At 54.3% G+C, this 14834-nt stretch carries 15 protein-coding genes; 2 read left to right on the top strand and 13 right to left on the bottom strand.

Annotation, left to right across the window (positions count from 1 at the left end; translation table 11 throughout):
• Positions 1-75: 75 nt before the first annotated feature.
• Positions 76-1014, bottom strand: coding sequence for a cysteine synthase A (gene cysK, locus KJW29_RS28325; RefSeq protein ID WP_187103148.1), 939 nt, complete (start codon positions 1012-1014; stop codon positions 76-78).
• Between the two features lie 234 nt (positions 1015-1248).
• On the opposite strand from cysK, the gene KJW29_RS28320 reads away from it, so the two are divergent.
• Positions 1249-1905, top strand: a complete 657-nt coding sequence (locus KJW29_RS28320; protein ID WP_214627169.1) for a helix-turn-helix domain-containing protein — start codon at positions 1249-1251, stop codon at positions 1903-1905.
• On the top strand, positions 1892-2461 hold the full coding sequence (locus KJW29_RS28315) for a PIN domain-containing protein (protein WP_214627168.1): 570 nt from the start codon (positions 1892-1894) through the stop codon (positions 2459-2461). Before KJW29_RS28320 ends, KJW29_RS28315 begins: the two co-directional genes overlap by 14 nt.
• A 114-nt stretch (positions 2462-2575) precedes the next feature.
• On the opposite strand, the gene KJW29_RS28310 is transcribed toward KJW29_RS28315, so the two are convergent.
• The 12 genes from KJW29_RS28310 to KJW29_RS28255 form a co-directional block, all read right to left on the bottom strand.
• Positions 2576-3532, bottom strand: a complete 957-nt coding sequence (locus tag KJW29_RS28310; RefSeq protein ID WP_214627167.1) for a peptidylprolyl isomerase — start codon at positions 3530-3532, stop codon at positions 2576-2578.
• A gap of 17 nt (positions 3533-3549) precedes the next feature.
• Positions 3550-4455, bottom strand: a complete 906-nt coding sequence (gene hslO / locus KJW29_RS28305; protein ID WP_214627166.1) for an Hsp33 family molecular chaperone HslO — start codon at positions 4453-4455, stop codon at positions 3550-3552.
• Complete coding sequence (locus KJW29_RS28300) at positions 4455-5231, bottom strand: type III pantothenate kinase (protein WP_214627165.1); 777 nt, start codon at positions 5229-5231, stop codon at positions 4455-4457. Before KJW29_RS28300 ends, hslO begins: the two co-directional genes overlap by 1 nt.
• Positions 5228-6112 carry a carboxylating nicotinate-nucleotide diphosphorylase gene (gene nadC / locus KJW29_RS28295; protein WP_214627164.1) on the bottom strand — a complete coding sequence of 295 codons (885 nt, stop codon included), beginning with the start codon at positions 6110-6112 and terminating at the stop codon, positions 5228-5230. The genes KJW29_RS28300 and nadC overlap by 4 nt, the downstream gene beginning before the upstream one ends.
• Positions 6105-7718 (bottom strand): L-aspartate oxidase, encoded by a 1614-nt coding sequence (gene nadB / locus KJW29_RS28290; protein ID WP_214627163.1) that lies wholly within the window; start codon positions 7716-7718, stop codon positions 6105-6107. Before nadB ends, nadC begins: the two co-directional genes overlap by 8 nt.
• Positions 7719-7838: 120 nt before the next feature.
• Entirely contained in the window at positions 7839-8777 is a 939-nt protein-coding gene (gene nadA, locus KJW29_RS28285) for a quinolinate synthase NadA (RefSeq protein ID WP_087571602.1), read from the bottom strand.
• Positions 8778-9377: 600 nt separating this feature from the next.
• On the bottom strand, positions 9378-9770 hold the full coding sequence (locus KJW29_RS28280; RefSeq protein ID WP_214627162.1) for a VOC family protein: 393 nt from the start codon (positions 9768-9770) through the stop codon (positions 9378-9380).
• A 56-nt stretch (positions 9771-9826) separates the two neighbouring features.
• Positions 9827-10333, bottom strand: coding sequence for an SRPBCC family protein (locus tag KJW29_RS28275; RefSeq protein ID WP_214627161.1), 507 nt, complete (start codon positions 10331-10333; stop codon positions 9827-9829).
• A 35-nt stretch (positions 10334-10368) separates the two neighbouring features.
• Positions 10369-10701, bottom strand: coding sequence for an ArsR/SmtB family transcription factor (locus KJW29_RS28270; protein WP_246608418.1), 333 nt, complete (start codon positions 10699-10701; stop codon positions 10369-10371).
• Between the two features lie 112 nt (positions 10702-10813).
• Positions 10814-11767, bottom strand: coding sequence for an ABC transporter permease (locus KJW29_RS28265; RefSeq protein ID WP_214627160.1), 954 nt, complete (start codon positions 11765-11767; stop codon positions 10814-10816).
• A gap of 1 nt (position 11768) precedes the next feature.
• Complete coding sequence (locus tag KJW29_RS28260) at positions 11769-12854, bottom strand: ABC transporter permease (protein WP_214627159.1); 1086 nt, start codon at positions 12852-12854, stop codon at positions 11769-11771.
• Positions 12855-12860: 6 nt separating this feature from the next.
• Complete coding sequence (locus KJW29_RS28255; RefSeq protein WP_214627158.1) at positions 12861-14408, bottom strand: ABC transporter ATP-binding protein; 1548 nt, start codon at positions 14406-14408, stop codon at positions 12861-12863.
• Positions 14409-14834: the final 426 nt, after the last annotated feature.

Below are 14834 nucleotides of genomic sequence, written 5' to 3'. Positions count from 1 at the left end.
CGCCGTCATCGGTCCTTCTCCCTATACCGCCAGGATGCCTCATGATGGGATGCGTGCTGCATGAATCGCGTAGTCTTAGTTCTCGAAGTTGAACAGCGGCGTGCTGAGGTAACGTTCGCCGTTGCTTGGAACGATAGCGACAACGCGCTTGCCTTTACCCAGCTCTTTTGCCACTTTCAGCGCTGCGCTGATAGCCGCTCCGGAGGAGATGCCGCAAAGGATGCCTTCTTCTTTCGCCGCGCGACGAGCGTACTCGAACGCTTCTTCGTTCTCGACAGTAAGAACGCCGTCATAGATCTCGCGGTTCAGAATGTCCGGCACGAAGTTGGCGCCGATGCCTTGAATCTTATGCGGACCGGGAGTGCCGCCGGATAAGATCGGGGAAGCCGCAGGCTCTACCGCATAGATCTTGATGCCTTCGAAGTTCTGCTTAAGCACTTCGCCTGCGCCAGTGATCGTGCCGCCCGTGCCAATACCCGCGATAAACGCGTCAAGCTTGCCGTCGAGGGAGTTGATCGCTTCTACGATCTCAGGTCCCGTCGTCTCGCGGTGAATCTTCACGTTCGCCTGGTTCTTGAATTGTTGCGGCAAGAAGTATGTCGCATTCTCCTTCACCAGCTCTTCTGCCTTGCGAACTGCGCCGTTCATGCCTTCCGATCCTGGCGTCAGCACGAGTTCCGCGCCGTATGCGCGAAGCAGGTTGCGACGCTCAAGGCTCATCGTCTCAGGCATAACCAAAATAGCCTTGTAGCCCTTAGCTGCTGCTACCATAGCAAGACCGATACCCGTGTTGCCGGATGTCGGCTCGACGATCGTGTCGCCCGGCTTCAATACGCCTTCTTGCTCCGCTACTTCGATCATGCTGATCGCGATGCGGTCCTTTACGCTTGCTCCCGGGTTCTGGTACTCCAGCTTCACGTATATTTCTGCGCTATCTTCAGGTACGAGGCGGTTCAGACGAACCAGTGGTGTATCGCCGATAAGTTCTGTAATGCTTTGCACAATTCTTGCCATGAGTGAAAAGCCTCCTTAATCCGACTAAAATAGTTGGTATTATACTTATTCCATCTTAACAATCTCATGCTTCCGTTGTCAATAGCTACTTTGCATGCTGCTTTACATGCACTTTCCAATGCCATTCTTCCGCGCGGTGAGATATCCAGAAAAAATAAAAATGTTGAGTTTGTTGCTTTTTCTTGAATATCCAACAAAAAATCAATTATAATAAGACATAAGGAGGTGTTCGATATGATTAAAGAGCGTGATGAGGAACTTCTATGGGATACCGTTTCATTACTTAGTGAGCAGAATCTCATGGACAACGCTAAAGCAGTATTTAAAAGCATTGTGGAAAGGACATTCGTTTTATTAAAGCAGTCAACAGATTTTTTGGATGACTCAAACATTGAAGTGCCATCAAAGGAGTTATCTAATCAATTTCGTTATATAGAGCGACAAATCCGTTATGAGTTGATGATGAAAGATTATGAAAGTGCTCACGAACAACTAGTAGAGTATATTGAATTGCTTTCTCAACTTATTCATGATGATGATGCTACTGATAAGACAACACTTCAAAAACGAATCATGGCGAAGCTCTTGTCAAATCATTTCCTTGATGCCGAAGGTAATGAGTATATCGGTGTACTTGCAGCGGGGAAAACAGAAGTTTATTCATCTACTGAGGTAGCTGAGATCTTAGGTGTAAGTGACCAAACGATCCGGCGTTGGTGCGATAAAAGAAAATATCCTGATGCTTATCAGACAGAAGGAGGGCATTGGAGGATTCCGAAGAAGTACTTCAAAATTACGATTGAGGAGGCGAGAAAGCGAAAAGAATTTGAAGAACAATTAAATACGTTGAATAACGAAAAAGGGGAGGCAGACGAAGATGAATTCCTCTAATGCTTCCCCTTATTCTGTTTTATTTGACACCACAGTGTTATGTGGTGCAATTCGTACTGATGGAATTAACCGAAAATTGTTAAGGCTTGCAGGAGAGAATCTTAATTTCACCCCTGTTTTGTCCAGGGTATGTCTTATGGAGTTTTACAAAAAAGCCATCTATGACGGAATTGCAGGGACTGTTTACCCTGAACCAATAGTTGAACAGTTTTTAGATCATTTCGTGTATCCAGTCTTAGAAAACCATCCTGTAGTAAATAGTAAGGTAGGACGTTATCATTGGGAAATAATAAAGAGAACTGAAATGAAAATTGGACAAGCCCTTGCTGAAATAAGCGGTTGCACTACAGAAGAGGCTTTTTATTTCGCGGAACAACTTGGACTTCAAAACCCTTTGAACTCTTACGATCAACAAGATGTCCATGTTTGGGTAACAGCCATTCAAGAAAAATGTAAGTTTATAGTAAGTAGTAATAGTAGACGATTTCCAGAAACAATTGGCTACATTACGCGAATCAAGCCTGGGGAGTTTTACAACTTAATCATGGAAGAATGATTGTTGTAAAGCGACGGCTAATTATAGTGGAGAAATCCACTACATTGACTCGAACCAAAGCCACCTGAAACGACACAAAGGCGCAACCGTCCAGCGGCCGCGCCCTTCGCTACTTCACTTCATCACAACCGCCTCATGCCGGGCGAGCAGCTCCTGCTCCATCTCGGCCATCGGCTTCGCCCGCTCCAGCGCAAGCTGTTTGCGCACCGAGGCGAGCAAGAGCCCGCCTGTGAGCACCTCCGTCGACTTCGCTCCCATGAGCTGAATGACGGCGAAGCCAGACTCCAGCGCGATGGGGCCGGCCGTCTCCCCGATAGAGAGCAGACCGGCTTCGGCGAGCATCGCGCCGTCGTAGAACGGGTCCTCAGCCTCGATAAAGCCGAGATCGCCGCCCGTATCGCGCGTAAACTCGTCCATGGAGTACGCCTTCGCCAGCTCTTCGAACGAATCGCCGTCCGTCAGCTTGTCGACAATATCATTGCTCTGCCGCCGCGTCTCCGTAAGTATCCAGCGCAGATGGTACTCCGTCCTGGGCGCAAATCGCTCCGGATGCGCGTCAATATATTGTCGCGCCTCCTCGTCCGTCACCGTCACCGTAGCCGCAGTAATAGCCTCGAGCAGCAGCCTGTAGCGGATATCCTCCATGACCTGCTCCTTGCGAAGTCCCAGCTGCTCCTCCATAACGGTAAAAAACCGCTCCTCGCTCTCGTACCCTTCGGCCGACAATGCCAGTTCGCGGTCTATCTCCTCTTGCGTTACCTTGATGCCCTTCTTGGCCGCTTCCAACCCCATCGCCTCGCGAAGCATCAGCGTCCGAAGCACGGCATCGCCGTATTGCTTGTACAGCTCCTCGGTCAATTGGCGCCTTGTAATCGGCTTGCCGCCTACCGAGGCGATCGCCTCGTCTCCCGGCAGGACCTCCGGGCCCTCGCCGTCCTCCACGGGGGGAGAAACGTCCGTCCCTCGGCCGAAAGCATTCGGCAACATCTTTACCAGCACGGCCCCCGTCAGCGCAATCAAGCAGATCGCTTGCAGAATGACGACTGCCTTCAGCACTTCTCCTCTTTTCATAGTTTCCTGGCCTCCGGTTATTGAACTGGCTTAGGTTTGGCCTGCTCCAACAACTGCTCCAGCTGCGCTTGTCCAAAAGTAAATGCCTCGTTGCAGAAGTGGCAGACGACTTCCGCTTGGCCGTCTTCGTCGATAATGCTCTGAATTTCCTGCTGCCCCAAACTGATCAACGTCTGCTCCACTCGCTCGGCGGTGCATTGGCACTTAAAGGCAAGATCCATCGTGCTATGAATAACGACATCCTCGCCCACAACCCGCTTAAGCAGCCCTTCGGGCGTCTCGCCTTGCGACAGCAGCGTCGTGACCGGCGGCATAACCCCGATCGCCTGTTCCAGACGCGTAATCTCCGCATCGCTTAAACCCGGCAGCAATTGTACGATGTAGCCGCCCGCATGAAGCACGGAATTGTCGGTATCCACCAGCACGCCCACGCCAACCGCCGAAGGCGTCTGCTCCGATACTGCAAAATAATAGGTGAAGTCCTCCGCGAGCTCGCCCGAAATAATCGGAACGCTGCCGCGATACGGCTCCTTTAGCCCCAGATCCTTCGTAATGTGCACATAACCGCTCGTGCCGACCGCGCCTGCCACGTCGAGCTTGCCATGTTCGTTGCTGCCATGATGCGCCTGAGGATTCTCCACATAGCCGCGCACTTCACCATCTGCATTCGCGTCAACGACGACTTGTCCGATCGGTCCGTCGCCCTTTACTTGAATCGTCAGCTTCTCCTTGCCCTTGAGCATCGCGCCCATCATCGCGCCGACGGACAAGGTCCGGCCCAGCGCGGCCGTAGCCGTCGGAAACGTATCATGTCTGCGGCGAAGCTCTTCCACCAGATTGGTCGTCCGGCAGGCGAACACGCGAATTTTGCCGCCCCAGGCCGTTCCGCGCACCAGAATGTCGTTCAATTGCCCTTGCTCCATTATGATTGCCCCTCCTGATTCCGTTCGTAGATAATGCGAAGACCTTCCAACGTCAGTAGAGGATCCACTTCTTCTATTGTATCCGATTCTGCGGCGATCAGCTCAGCCAACCCGCCCGTTGCGATGACTCTAGGCTTTACGCCGAATTCGGCCTTGATTCTGCCTACAATCCCGTCAACCTGCCCCGCATAGCCAAAAATAATGCCCGCCTGCATCGACGTCACCGGATTGCGTCCAATGACGCTCTTCGGCTTCGCCAGCTCGATGCGCGGCAGCTTCGCGGCGCGCTGATACAGCGCCTCCGTCGAGATGCCGATGCCCGGCACGATCGCGCCGCCGAGGTAATTGCCCCCCTCGTCGATGTAGTCGAACGTCGTAGCCGTGCCGAAGTCCACCACGATAAGCGGCGTACCGTACTTCTCGATGCCGGCCACGGAGTTGACGATTCGGTCCGCCCCCACCTCGCGCGGGTTTTCGTACCGAATATTTAGCCCCGTTTTTACGCCGGGACCTACGATAAGCGGCGCCTTGCGCATGTATTTGAGGCACAACTGCTCCAGCATGCGCATAAGCGGCGGAACGACGGATGAGATAATGACGCCTTCGATCTGATCCGTCTTGATGCCCGCGTAGCCGAACAAATTGTGTATATTGATGCCATACTCGTCCACGGTGGCAGAGCGGTTGGTGCTGAGACGCCAATGATGAAGCAGCTCCATACCATTATAGACGCCAATAACGATGTTAGTGTTGCCAACGTCGATGACTAAAATCATTGCGAAGAACCGCCCTTCTTCTCGCCCAGGTCCAGACTGATGTCCAGCGCATTGAACGAGTAGGTGAGCCCGCCTACGGAAATGACGTCAACGCCGCATGCGGCGATGCCATGAATCGTATCCAGATTCACGCCGCCGGATGCTTCGACGATAACATGCGGGGAGCGGCTTTTGATCAGCTTGACCGCCTCCGTCATTCGTTCGTTATCCATGTTGTCCAGCATGATGATGTCCGCGCCGCAAGCCAGAGCCTCCTCGACCTGCGCGATCGACTCCGTCTCCACTTCGATCTTCATCGTATGCGGAATGCGGCTCCGCGAAGCCCGAACGGCGGCCGTGATGCCGCCCGCGCCCTTGATATGGTTGTCCTTAATCATGACGGCGTCGTATAGGCCGAACCGATGGTTGGCTCCGCCTCCTACCCGAACCGCGTATTTCTCCAGCAGACGGTGGCCGGGAGTTGTTTTGCGAGTATCCACGAGACGTGCGGGAAGCCCTTGCAGCTTCTGCACGAAAGCATTCGTCTTGGTGGCGATGCCGGACAGCCGCTGCATCAGGTTCAGCGCCAGGCGTTCCCCCGTCAGCAGGCTGTGCGTGCTGCCCTCCACCTCTATAATAACCGTTCCCTTTGTCACCGAGTCCCCGTCCTGGACAAGCGCGGTAAAGACAAGGGAAGGATCGACGACCTCGAATACAAGCTTCGCCACCGGAATGCCCGCGATGATGCCGCTCTCCTTTACGTGGATCACGGCCTTGGACTGCGAATCGGCCGGTATCGTCGTCTCGGTCGTAATATCGCCGTTGCCGATGTCTTCGGCCAGCCAGCTTCTAATCTGGGTCCGCAGCGCTTCGTCGTACCCGCCCGTCGTCCATTCAAACATGTTCTATTCGCTCCTCGGTTATGCCTTGAGTATGATGCAGGATCGTATGCTTGCGCCATACAAGATCGTCCTTCGCCGGGAAGTCCTCCCTGTAGTGCGCGCCGCGGCTCTCCTCGCGCTGCAGCGCCGCTTCCGTCGTGAGAAGCGCGCAGGTCAGCAAGTTGGCGAACTCGTATTGCTCGCGTTCCGTCAACGTAGCCTGGAAGATCGGCAATTGCCGCTTCAGCTCCTCCAGACCTTTGCGCAGACCGTTTTCATTGCGCCGCAAACCCGCATACCGGACCATGACCTTCTGCAGCTTCAGTCGGCGCTCCACCACGGCTTGCATGGAGACGGAGCTGCGGACAACCTTATTGACGACCTTTGGCTGGACCTCGTTCGGTCCCAGCTCCTCGATACGTTTAATGATGCGGCGTCCGTAGACGATCGCCTCGGAGAGCGAGTTGCTCGCCAGCCGGTTCGCGCCGTGCACGCCCGTCGACGACACTTCGCCGCAGGCGAAGAGCCGCTTGATATTCGTCTCGCCGTTCAGATCCGTCTTTACCCCGCCCATCATATAGTGCATCGCGGGAGCGACGGGAATCCAGTCGGACGTCAGATCGAGACCGTATGTCAGACATGTCTGGTAAATCGTAGGGAAGCGATGTTTGACCATCTCCGCCGATTCATGCGTTATATCGATATAGACGAAGGTGGAACGCGTCTCCTCCATCTCGCTGACGATCGCCCGGGCGACGACGTCGCGCGGCGCAAGCTCCAGCTGCTCGTGATATTTGTGCATAAAACGCTCGCCTCTGATATTCCGCAGGACGGCTCCCTCGCCGCGCACGGCTTCCGAGATCAGAAACCTTGGCGCACCGGGATAGCAGAGCGATGTGGGATGGAACTGGATAAATTCGGGGTCTCGTATGTAAGCGCCTGCGCGGTAAGCCATGGCTACGCCATCGCCGGTCGCGACTTCGGGATTCGTCGTGTAGCGGTAGAGCTGACCCGCGCCGCCGGAGCATAGAATAGTCGCCTTGCCGCGCACGAACAGCCGCTCTCCGCTCGGCTTTTGCACGATTGCGCCGCAGCAAACGCCGTCCTCCGTCACGAGGTCGATAACGAAATGATCGTCCCATACCTCGATGCCCGGCGTCGACATGGCCGTCTCCGAGAGCGCGCGAACAATCTCATAGCCGGTCGCGTCGCCGTTGGCATGGAGGATGCGGCGCTGGCTGTGAGCGCCTTCCTTCGTCAGGGCGAACTCGCCGTTTTCGAGGTCGAACTGGGTGCCCATTTTGATGAGGCTTCGTACGCCCTTAGGCCCTTCGTGCACCAGCACGTCGACGGCTTCGTCGTCGCATAGGCCGGCTCCGGCGATCAGCGTGTCCTGCCGATGGTAGGCCGGCGAATCGTCCTCGGATATAACGGCCGCGATGCCGCCTTGCGCGTAGCGCGTATTGCTGTCAAGCAATGATTTCTTCGTGATCATCAGCACCGAATGCTGTTCGCTCGAGCGTATAGCGGTAAAAAGACCGGCAATGCCGGCCCCGATGACAATGACATCTTTCTCTACGACCGGCAGCGTGTCCAGCTCCACGTCGATGAGGTATCTAGGAATCATGTGTGCTCCTCCTGATTTGGCGTGCATCTAAGCTTCAGGCTTGCTATGTTGCTCTTACGGAGTGCTGCTGCCTAACCTGACCGGACTATCGCGACTGCCCCAATAAGGGAGCAGCGCATGCTACTTCACCAACAGCATGCGCTCGAGCGACAGACGGGCTTGTTCCGCTACATGAGGGGGCACGTAGATTTGAGGCTGCATCGTCTCCAGACACTTCACGAGCTTCTTCAAATTGTTAACCTTCATGTTCGGGCAGACCAAATATTTGGATGCAAAATGGAATGTCTTGTTGGGGCTGTCCAGACGCAGCTGGTAGCCGGTGCCGTCTTCCGTGCCGACGATGAACTCCTGGCAATCGGACTCGCGGCAATACTTGATGATCGCCGTCGTGCTGCCGACGAAGTCGCCCAGCTCGACAACCTCTGGACGGCACTCCGGATGCACGACGAATTGCGCGTTCGGATACTTCGCCTTCATCTCTTCGACATCCTTGACGGTGAGCATATCGTGCGTGTTGCAATAGCCTTCCCAGATGATCATCTTTTTGTCGGTGTTTTGCTGCACGTAGTGGCCGAGGTTCTTGTCCGGTACCCAGATCACCTCGTCGCCTTCCACCGAATTGACGACCTTGACGGCATTAGCCGACGTACAGCAAATATCCGTCTCCGCCTTGATCTCGGCCGACGAGTTGATGTACGTGACGACCTTCGCATTGGGATGCTGAGCCTTTAGCTTGCGCAGTCCGTCGACGTTAACCATATCCGCCATAGGGCAGCCCGCACGTTCGTCGGGAATGATGACCGTCTTGTTCGGCGCCAAAATCTTTGCGCTTTCGCCCATAAAGTGCACGCCGCAGAATACAATAACGTCCGCGTCCGTCTGGGCAGCTTTCTGCGCCAGCAGGAACGAGTCGCCGCGGAAGTCAGCCACCTCCTGAATTTCGTCGCGTTGATAATAATGAGCAAGAATGATAGCGTTGCGTTCCTTCTTCAATTGCATCAGCTTCTCGCGCAGCTCGCGGTTTTGTTCCGCCTTGCGTTCCAGTGCCAGTGCTTCCACGTTAGATCCTCTCCTCTTATGAGGGATATGGGTTCAACAGCGTTCTTGCATCCGCCCTGCCGCCAAGCTCTCGGCATCTGCAGCGAAATTCCTCGTCGCTCGTCCCATTCCGTCCAGTTATATCTTGATGCGGCTGTCGCCAACTTTGTGAATTGATGCACAAACTATGGGATTCCATTACCTTTAGTGTGACCCAAAAAGCGGTTTATCATTGTAGCCCATGCTTGCTCCCCATTCCCGACCCATTGTTTCTCTGTATCCAAATGCATCGGGATTCCGCGCCGACCCCCATCGTTCCAGACAGTAGCAGTTACGGTTGTGTAATTAAGATTTAATTTACACTTGACAGAGGGGTATGTCAATGGAGGAATACGCGTTCTGAGCCGCTTGGGAGCCCAATTATCGCCTTCGCGCAGTATTTAATGGATATTAAGCTTTGATTGCTTCCGATTACTGGCCTTCAGGTTGCATTGCTCCTTATGCAAGTCCAAATCAAGCTCCTGCAAATGATCATACGGAAAAAAGCAAAAAGAAGCCAGCCAGCGAGGCGAGCTTCATTTGCGAGCTAGGTGTTTGCTTCATCCGGTTATTCAAACGACATTAAGCCAGATTCAACTGCCAAGTCACGCCAAATCGATCGGCAACCCATGCAAACTTTTTGCTGAAGCCATAGTCGCCCAGCGGCATGAGCGGACCTCCGCCATCGGAAAGCTTGCCGTAAAGCGTATCGATCTCCTCTTCCGATTCGCAATGGACATAAAGCGAGATGGCGGGCGTAAACGTGAAGTCGTGCTTAACATGGCTGTCGATGCACATATAGGTTTGACCCTTCAGCGCAAACGAAGCATGTATGATCGATCCTTCGCGGCCCGGGCCTTCCGGACCGTACTTGGTCATGCTCAGCACCTCGGAATCCTCGAACAAAGATATGTAGAAGTTCATCGCTTCCTCTGCTTGTCCCTCGAACATCAAGAACGTATTAATTTTCTGCATGTTGCACCTCTCCTCTTTATGATTTAGTACTTGTATGCGTTTTTCCAGCTCGAAGACTAATCTTCGTTCTCCTGAGCCTTAAGAAGCTGCTGCAATCCTACGAACATCAGGTTCCAGCCATGCTGCGAACCATCGTGGTATTCCTGCATCGCTCTTGCAATCTCGGCCTCTCTCCAGCCTTCCTCATGCGGAACGCGGATGACTTGGGTAAATACCATCTCGCAGCCTTTGCCGAGCGGCTTGATCTCCACCGTCAATGTGTCCACCGAATCATTGAACTGCGGCATGCGGAACGTAAGAACCAGCTTGTGCGGAGGATCTATCTCCAAGTACTCGCCAATCGCCCTGTATTCAACGCCATCCCGGACATCGACGATTTCCCACTTGCCTCCCACGCGAGGGTCGCATGTCGCCACCTTATTTGTCGCTTCCATAGTCATCAGCCACTTGCGCATCATCTGCGGGTTGATCCAGGCATCGAATAGCCGCTCCGGCTTGACGTCAAACTGGCGAACCATCGTCAACGTTGTATAAGATGCGTGATCCTCCTTTGTTTCGTGCATGATCCCAATTCCCTCCCTTCTATTTGTAGGTCGACTTAATGTTCCTCGTTTTTCGCCTTGTTGAGCTCCATCTCCAGTGTGTCGAACTGCGCACTCCAGAACCTCTCGTAAAACTGCAAATACCTCGTCGCCCGCGCCAGCACACTGGAATCCAGCTTGCAGGTATGCGTGCGCCCATGCACAGTCCGCTGCAGCAGCCCTGCTTGCTCCAAAACCTTGATATGCTTGGACGCCGCGGCAAGCGACATGTCGAACGGAGCAGCAAGCTCCGTCACCGTGCGCTCCTCTTGCGCCAGCATACGAATCATTCCTCTGCGTGTCGGGTCGGACAGCGCATGAAACACTTGATCCAGCTGTTCATCGTTCAATGAATATTCAACCATGTAGTTAACTATACTTTCTTCGCCTATCTTAGTCAACCATTTGGTTGAATAAAAAACCAGACCAAAGGTTAGCTCAGGTCCGGCATGTTTCAAGAAGTCATCGCCTCGCGGGATCATAAGGCTGTCCAAGCGCCGACGGGGCGCTGGAGCGGCCGACCGCGGCAGCGAGCACGATCAAGGTGAGGACATAAGGCAGCATGTAGAACACTTCCGTAGGGATGTTCTTCGACCAATCGAACAGCTGGGCGAAGTTGCGGATCGCTTGCGCGAAGCCGAAGAAGACGGCCGCTCCGGCGAGTCCGAGCGGATTCCACTTGCCGAAGATGAGCGCCGCCAGCGCAATGAAGCCCTGGCCGGAGATCGTGTTGTACGCGAAGCTGCTCGTCGTCGTCAGCGTAATCGTTGCGCCGCCGAGGCCGGCCAGCGCGCCGCTCAGCATAACGCCAATATAGCGATACCTGGATACGTTGATGCCGACCGTGTCAGCCGAGCTGGGATGCTCCCCTACAGCGCGCAGGCGCAGTCCGAACGGCGTCTTAAAGAGCAAGAAATAGCTGACGGCGACCAGTACGGCCACGATATAGGTCGTCGGGTACGCATGGAAAAACCCTTCCCCGATGATCGGGATGTCTGACAACAAGGGAATCGACACCTTGGAAAATACGTCGTATAGCTGGGGCGTCTGCACCGATCCATCATACAGACTGCGCGTAAAGTAGATCGCGACGCCAAGCGCCAAGATGTTAATGACGACGCCGACGACCGTCTGATCCGACTTAAACGTGATCGTTGCCACCGCATGCAGAAGCGAGAACAATACGCCGTAGACAACGGCGGCGATCAATCCGATCCAAGGCGAACCGCTTCCGAAGCCCGCCTCCGATGCAGAATACGTCGCAACCGCGGCGGCGAACGCGCCGGATACCATCAAGCCCTCCAGGCCGATGTTGACAACGCCGGAACGCTCCGAGAACATGCCTCCCAGGGCAGCGAAGATAAGCGCGGTAGAGAAAACCAGCGTCGTATTGATAAGTTGACCCCATACCTCCATGTCAAGCCGCCTCCTTCCGCTTGTCCGCCGAGCGCTTCTGCATAAACGGCTTCAGCATATATTTTACGATGCCATGAGCGGCTACGAAGAAAATAACCGAACCGATTACGATACGGACGATCTCCGAAGGAACGCCGGCGCCGAAGCTCATGCCGGAAGATCCGTAGCTGAGTCCGCCGAACAGAATGGATGCGAGCAGCACGCCGACTGGCGTATTGCCGCCGAGCAAAGCAACCGCGATGCCGTCGAAGCCGTATCCCGGGGATGCGGCCATAATGGTTTGATTTCCGAATACGCCGAGCACCTCGAATACCCCGCCCAGACCTGCGAACACGCCGCTGATCATCATCGATTTGACGATCGTCCGGTTAACGTTCATCCCCGCATACAGCGCCGCATCGGGATTATGGCCAACCGCGCGCAGCTCGTAGCCTTGTTTCGTACGCCAGAGCAGCAGATAGAACACCGCTACGCCAAGTAAGGCGATCAAGGTGCCCCAGTGCATTCTGGCCCTGTCCATCAGCTCGATCAGCCAGTCGATATGCATAAGCGCGGAGGCATGGATCGGCCTCGATTTCTGTTGGCCCGGCTCCAGCAAAAATGCAGCAACGATGTAATTGGCTAGGTACAGCGCAGTCCAGTTCAACATGATGGACGAGATGACCTCGTTAACGCCCCTCGTCGCCTTAAGGAAGCCGACAATACCGGCCCATAATCCCCCGAACAAGGCACCCGTCACAATGGCGAGAGGTCCATGAATGTACCAAGGCAAATCCAAAAGCACGCCGATCAACGTCGCCCCTGTCATTCCCATAACGAATTGACCCTCTACCCCGATATTGAACAGTCCTGTCCGGAAGGCAAAAGCTACCGCGATGCCAGTAAAGATAAGCGGCGTGATGGCCCGAATCGCCTCGCCCATATGGTAGGGGCTGCCGAACAATCTTTCGAAGAGGGAGGTATAAGCCACAATGGGATTGTACCCGCCGGCAAGCATCGCGATCGCTCCAATAATCAGACCCAGTACAATGGAGACCAGCGGGACGAGAAGCGAGGATTTGTTGAATATTTTTTTGGTCGTGTCCATATCCCGCTAGCTCCCCCTTTGTCCCGGAATCCCGGCTGTATCCGTGTTGCCCGACATAAGTAGACCGAGCTCTTCGTCGTTGCGGTTGTCTGCATCCACCTCTCCGACCAGCTTCCCTTCGTACATGACCGCGATTCGGTCAGACAACGCGTACAGCTCATCCAGCTCGAAGGAGACGAGCAGGATGGCCTTGCCGCCATTTCGGGCCTCCACGAGCCGATTATGTACGAATTCGATCGCGCCGATGTCGAGACCGCGCGTCGGCTGTACCGCGATGATCAGGTCGGGGTCCTTGTGCAGCTCCCGCCCGATAATAGCCTTCTGCTGATTGCCGCCGGACAACGCTCTTGCATCCGTATGGATGCCTGACAGCCGAACGTCGTATTCACCCACGAGATCCGCCGCAAGCTTGTCCATCGCCTTAAAGTCCACGAAACCATAACGGCCGTATTCCGGCTGAAAGTATGTGTTCAGAATCATATTTTCGCTAACGGAGAAGTCCAGCACCAGCCCATGCTTATGGCGATCCTCCGGAATATGGCCGACGCCCGCCATGGAGATGTCGCGCGGCGACTTGTTCGTCAGATCGGAGCCGTTAAGAAACACATTGCCTTCTTGTACCTTGCGCATGCCGGTAATGGCATAGATCAGTTCGCTCTGACCATTGCCGTCAACCCCTGCAATGCCAAAAATTTCGCCCGCGCGCACCTGCAACGTTGTACCGTCCAGCGCCGGCTTGCCTTGATCGCCCTTCATCCGAAGATTCCGAATGTCCAGCACCACCTCGCCAGGCTTCGCCTGCGACTTCTCGACCTCGAACGACACGTCGCGGCCGACCATCAGCTCCGCCAGCTGCCGTTCGTTTGTGCCGCTTGTCGGCAGCGTGCGGACGACTTTGCCGCGGCGGATGACCGTCACGGTGTTCGCGAGCGCCATCACTTCCTTGAGCTTATGCGTGATGATGATGATGGACTTGCCTTCCGCGGCCAAATTCCGAATAATTTGGATTAGCTCCTCGATCTCCTGCACGGTAAGCACGGCCGTCGGTTCGTCAAAGATGACGATTTCCGCGCCGCGATACAATGTTTTCAGAATCTCTACCCGTTGCTGCATGCCTACCGTAATATTTTGAATCCGCACTTGCGGATCTACCTTCAATCCATAACGCCCGGAGATCTCTCTTACCCTCTGATTCGCGAGCTTGTAGTCGATCTTCAAGCCTTTCTTCGGTTCATCGCCGAGAACGATGTTCTCCGCTACCGTAAACGGTTGTACCAGCTTGAAATGCTGATGCACCATGCCAATGCCCAGCTCGATCGCCTTGGAGGCCCCGTCAATGACGGTGCGCTCGCCGTTAATCCAGATTTCCCCTTCGTCCGGCTGATACAAGCCGAACAGAATATTCATCAGCGTCGACTTGCCGGCGCCGTTCTCCCCAAGCAAGGCATGGATCTCGCCTTTCTTCAGCTCCAAGTCGATGGAATCGTTCGCCACCAGTCCGGGAAATCGTTTCGTAATTCCCTTTAACTGTACGACTGCCCCGCTCTGACCCATTCCTAATCACTCCCGGGATCCACATATAATGTCTGCATGCCTGGTATTCCAGTCAAGAGATAAGAAAAACATCTTCCTATACGGGGCGATCATCATTCTTCCTGGATAAGAGGAAAAGCTCCCTCTAATTGCCCCATTCTCACCATTTTCCAGGTTTTAGAGGGATTTCCTCCCTCTAATTTCGATCGAATTCCTACATTGAGCAAAACCCACATGATTAGTGGGCACTTTTCCCTTTAAGACAAGCAGAAAGCTCGATTCTTTAAGATTAGAGGGAACTTTTCCCATTACTTCCGATTAGGCCATATGATTGGTTGGCTTCCTCTTCCCCCATGCCCCAAGAAATCATTCTTTCCTGTATTTCCTGACAATCACGAAAGTGAAAAACTTTTTGAACAGCACTTTAAGCAAACGGCACAAGACCGG

The sequence above is a fragment of the Paenibacillus agaridevorans genome, assembly GCF_018604145.1.
Taxonomy (GTDB): Bacteria; Bacillota; Bacilli; order Paenibacillales; family Paenibacillaceae; genus Pristimantibacillus; species Pristimantibacillus agaridevorans.
This window is presented reverse-complemented; position numbering and strand designations above follow the sequence as displayed.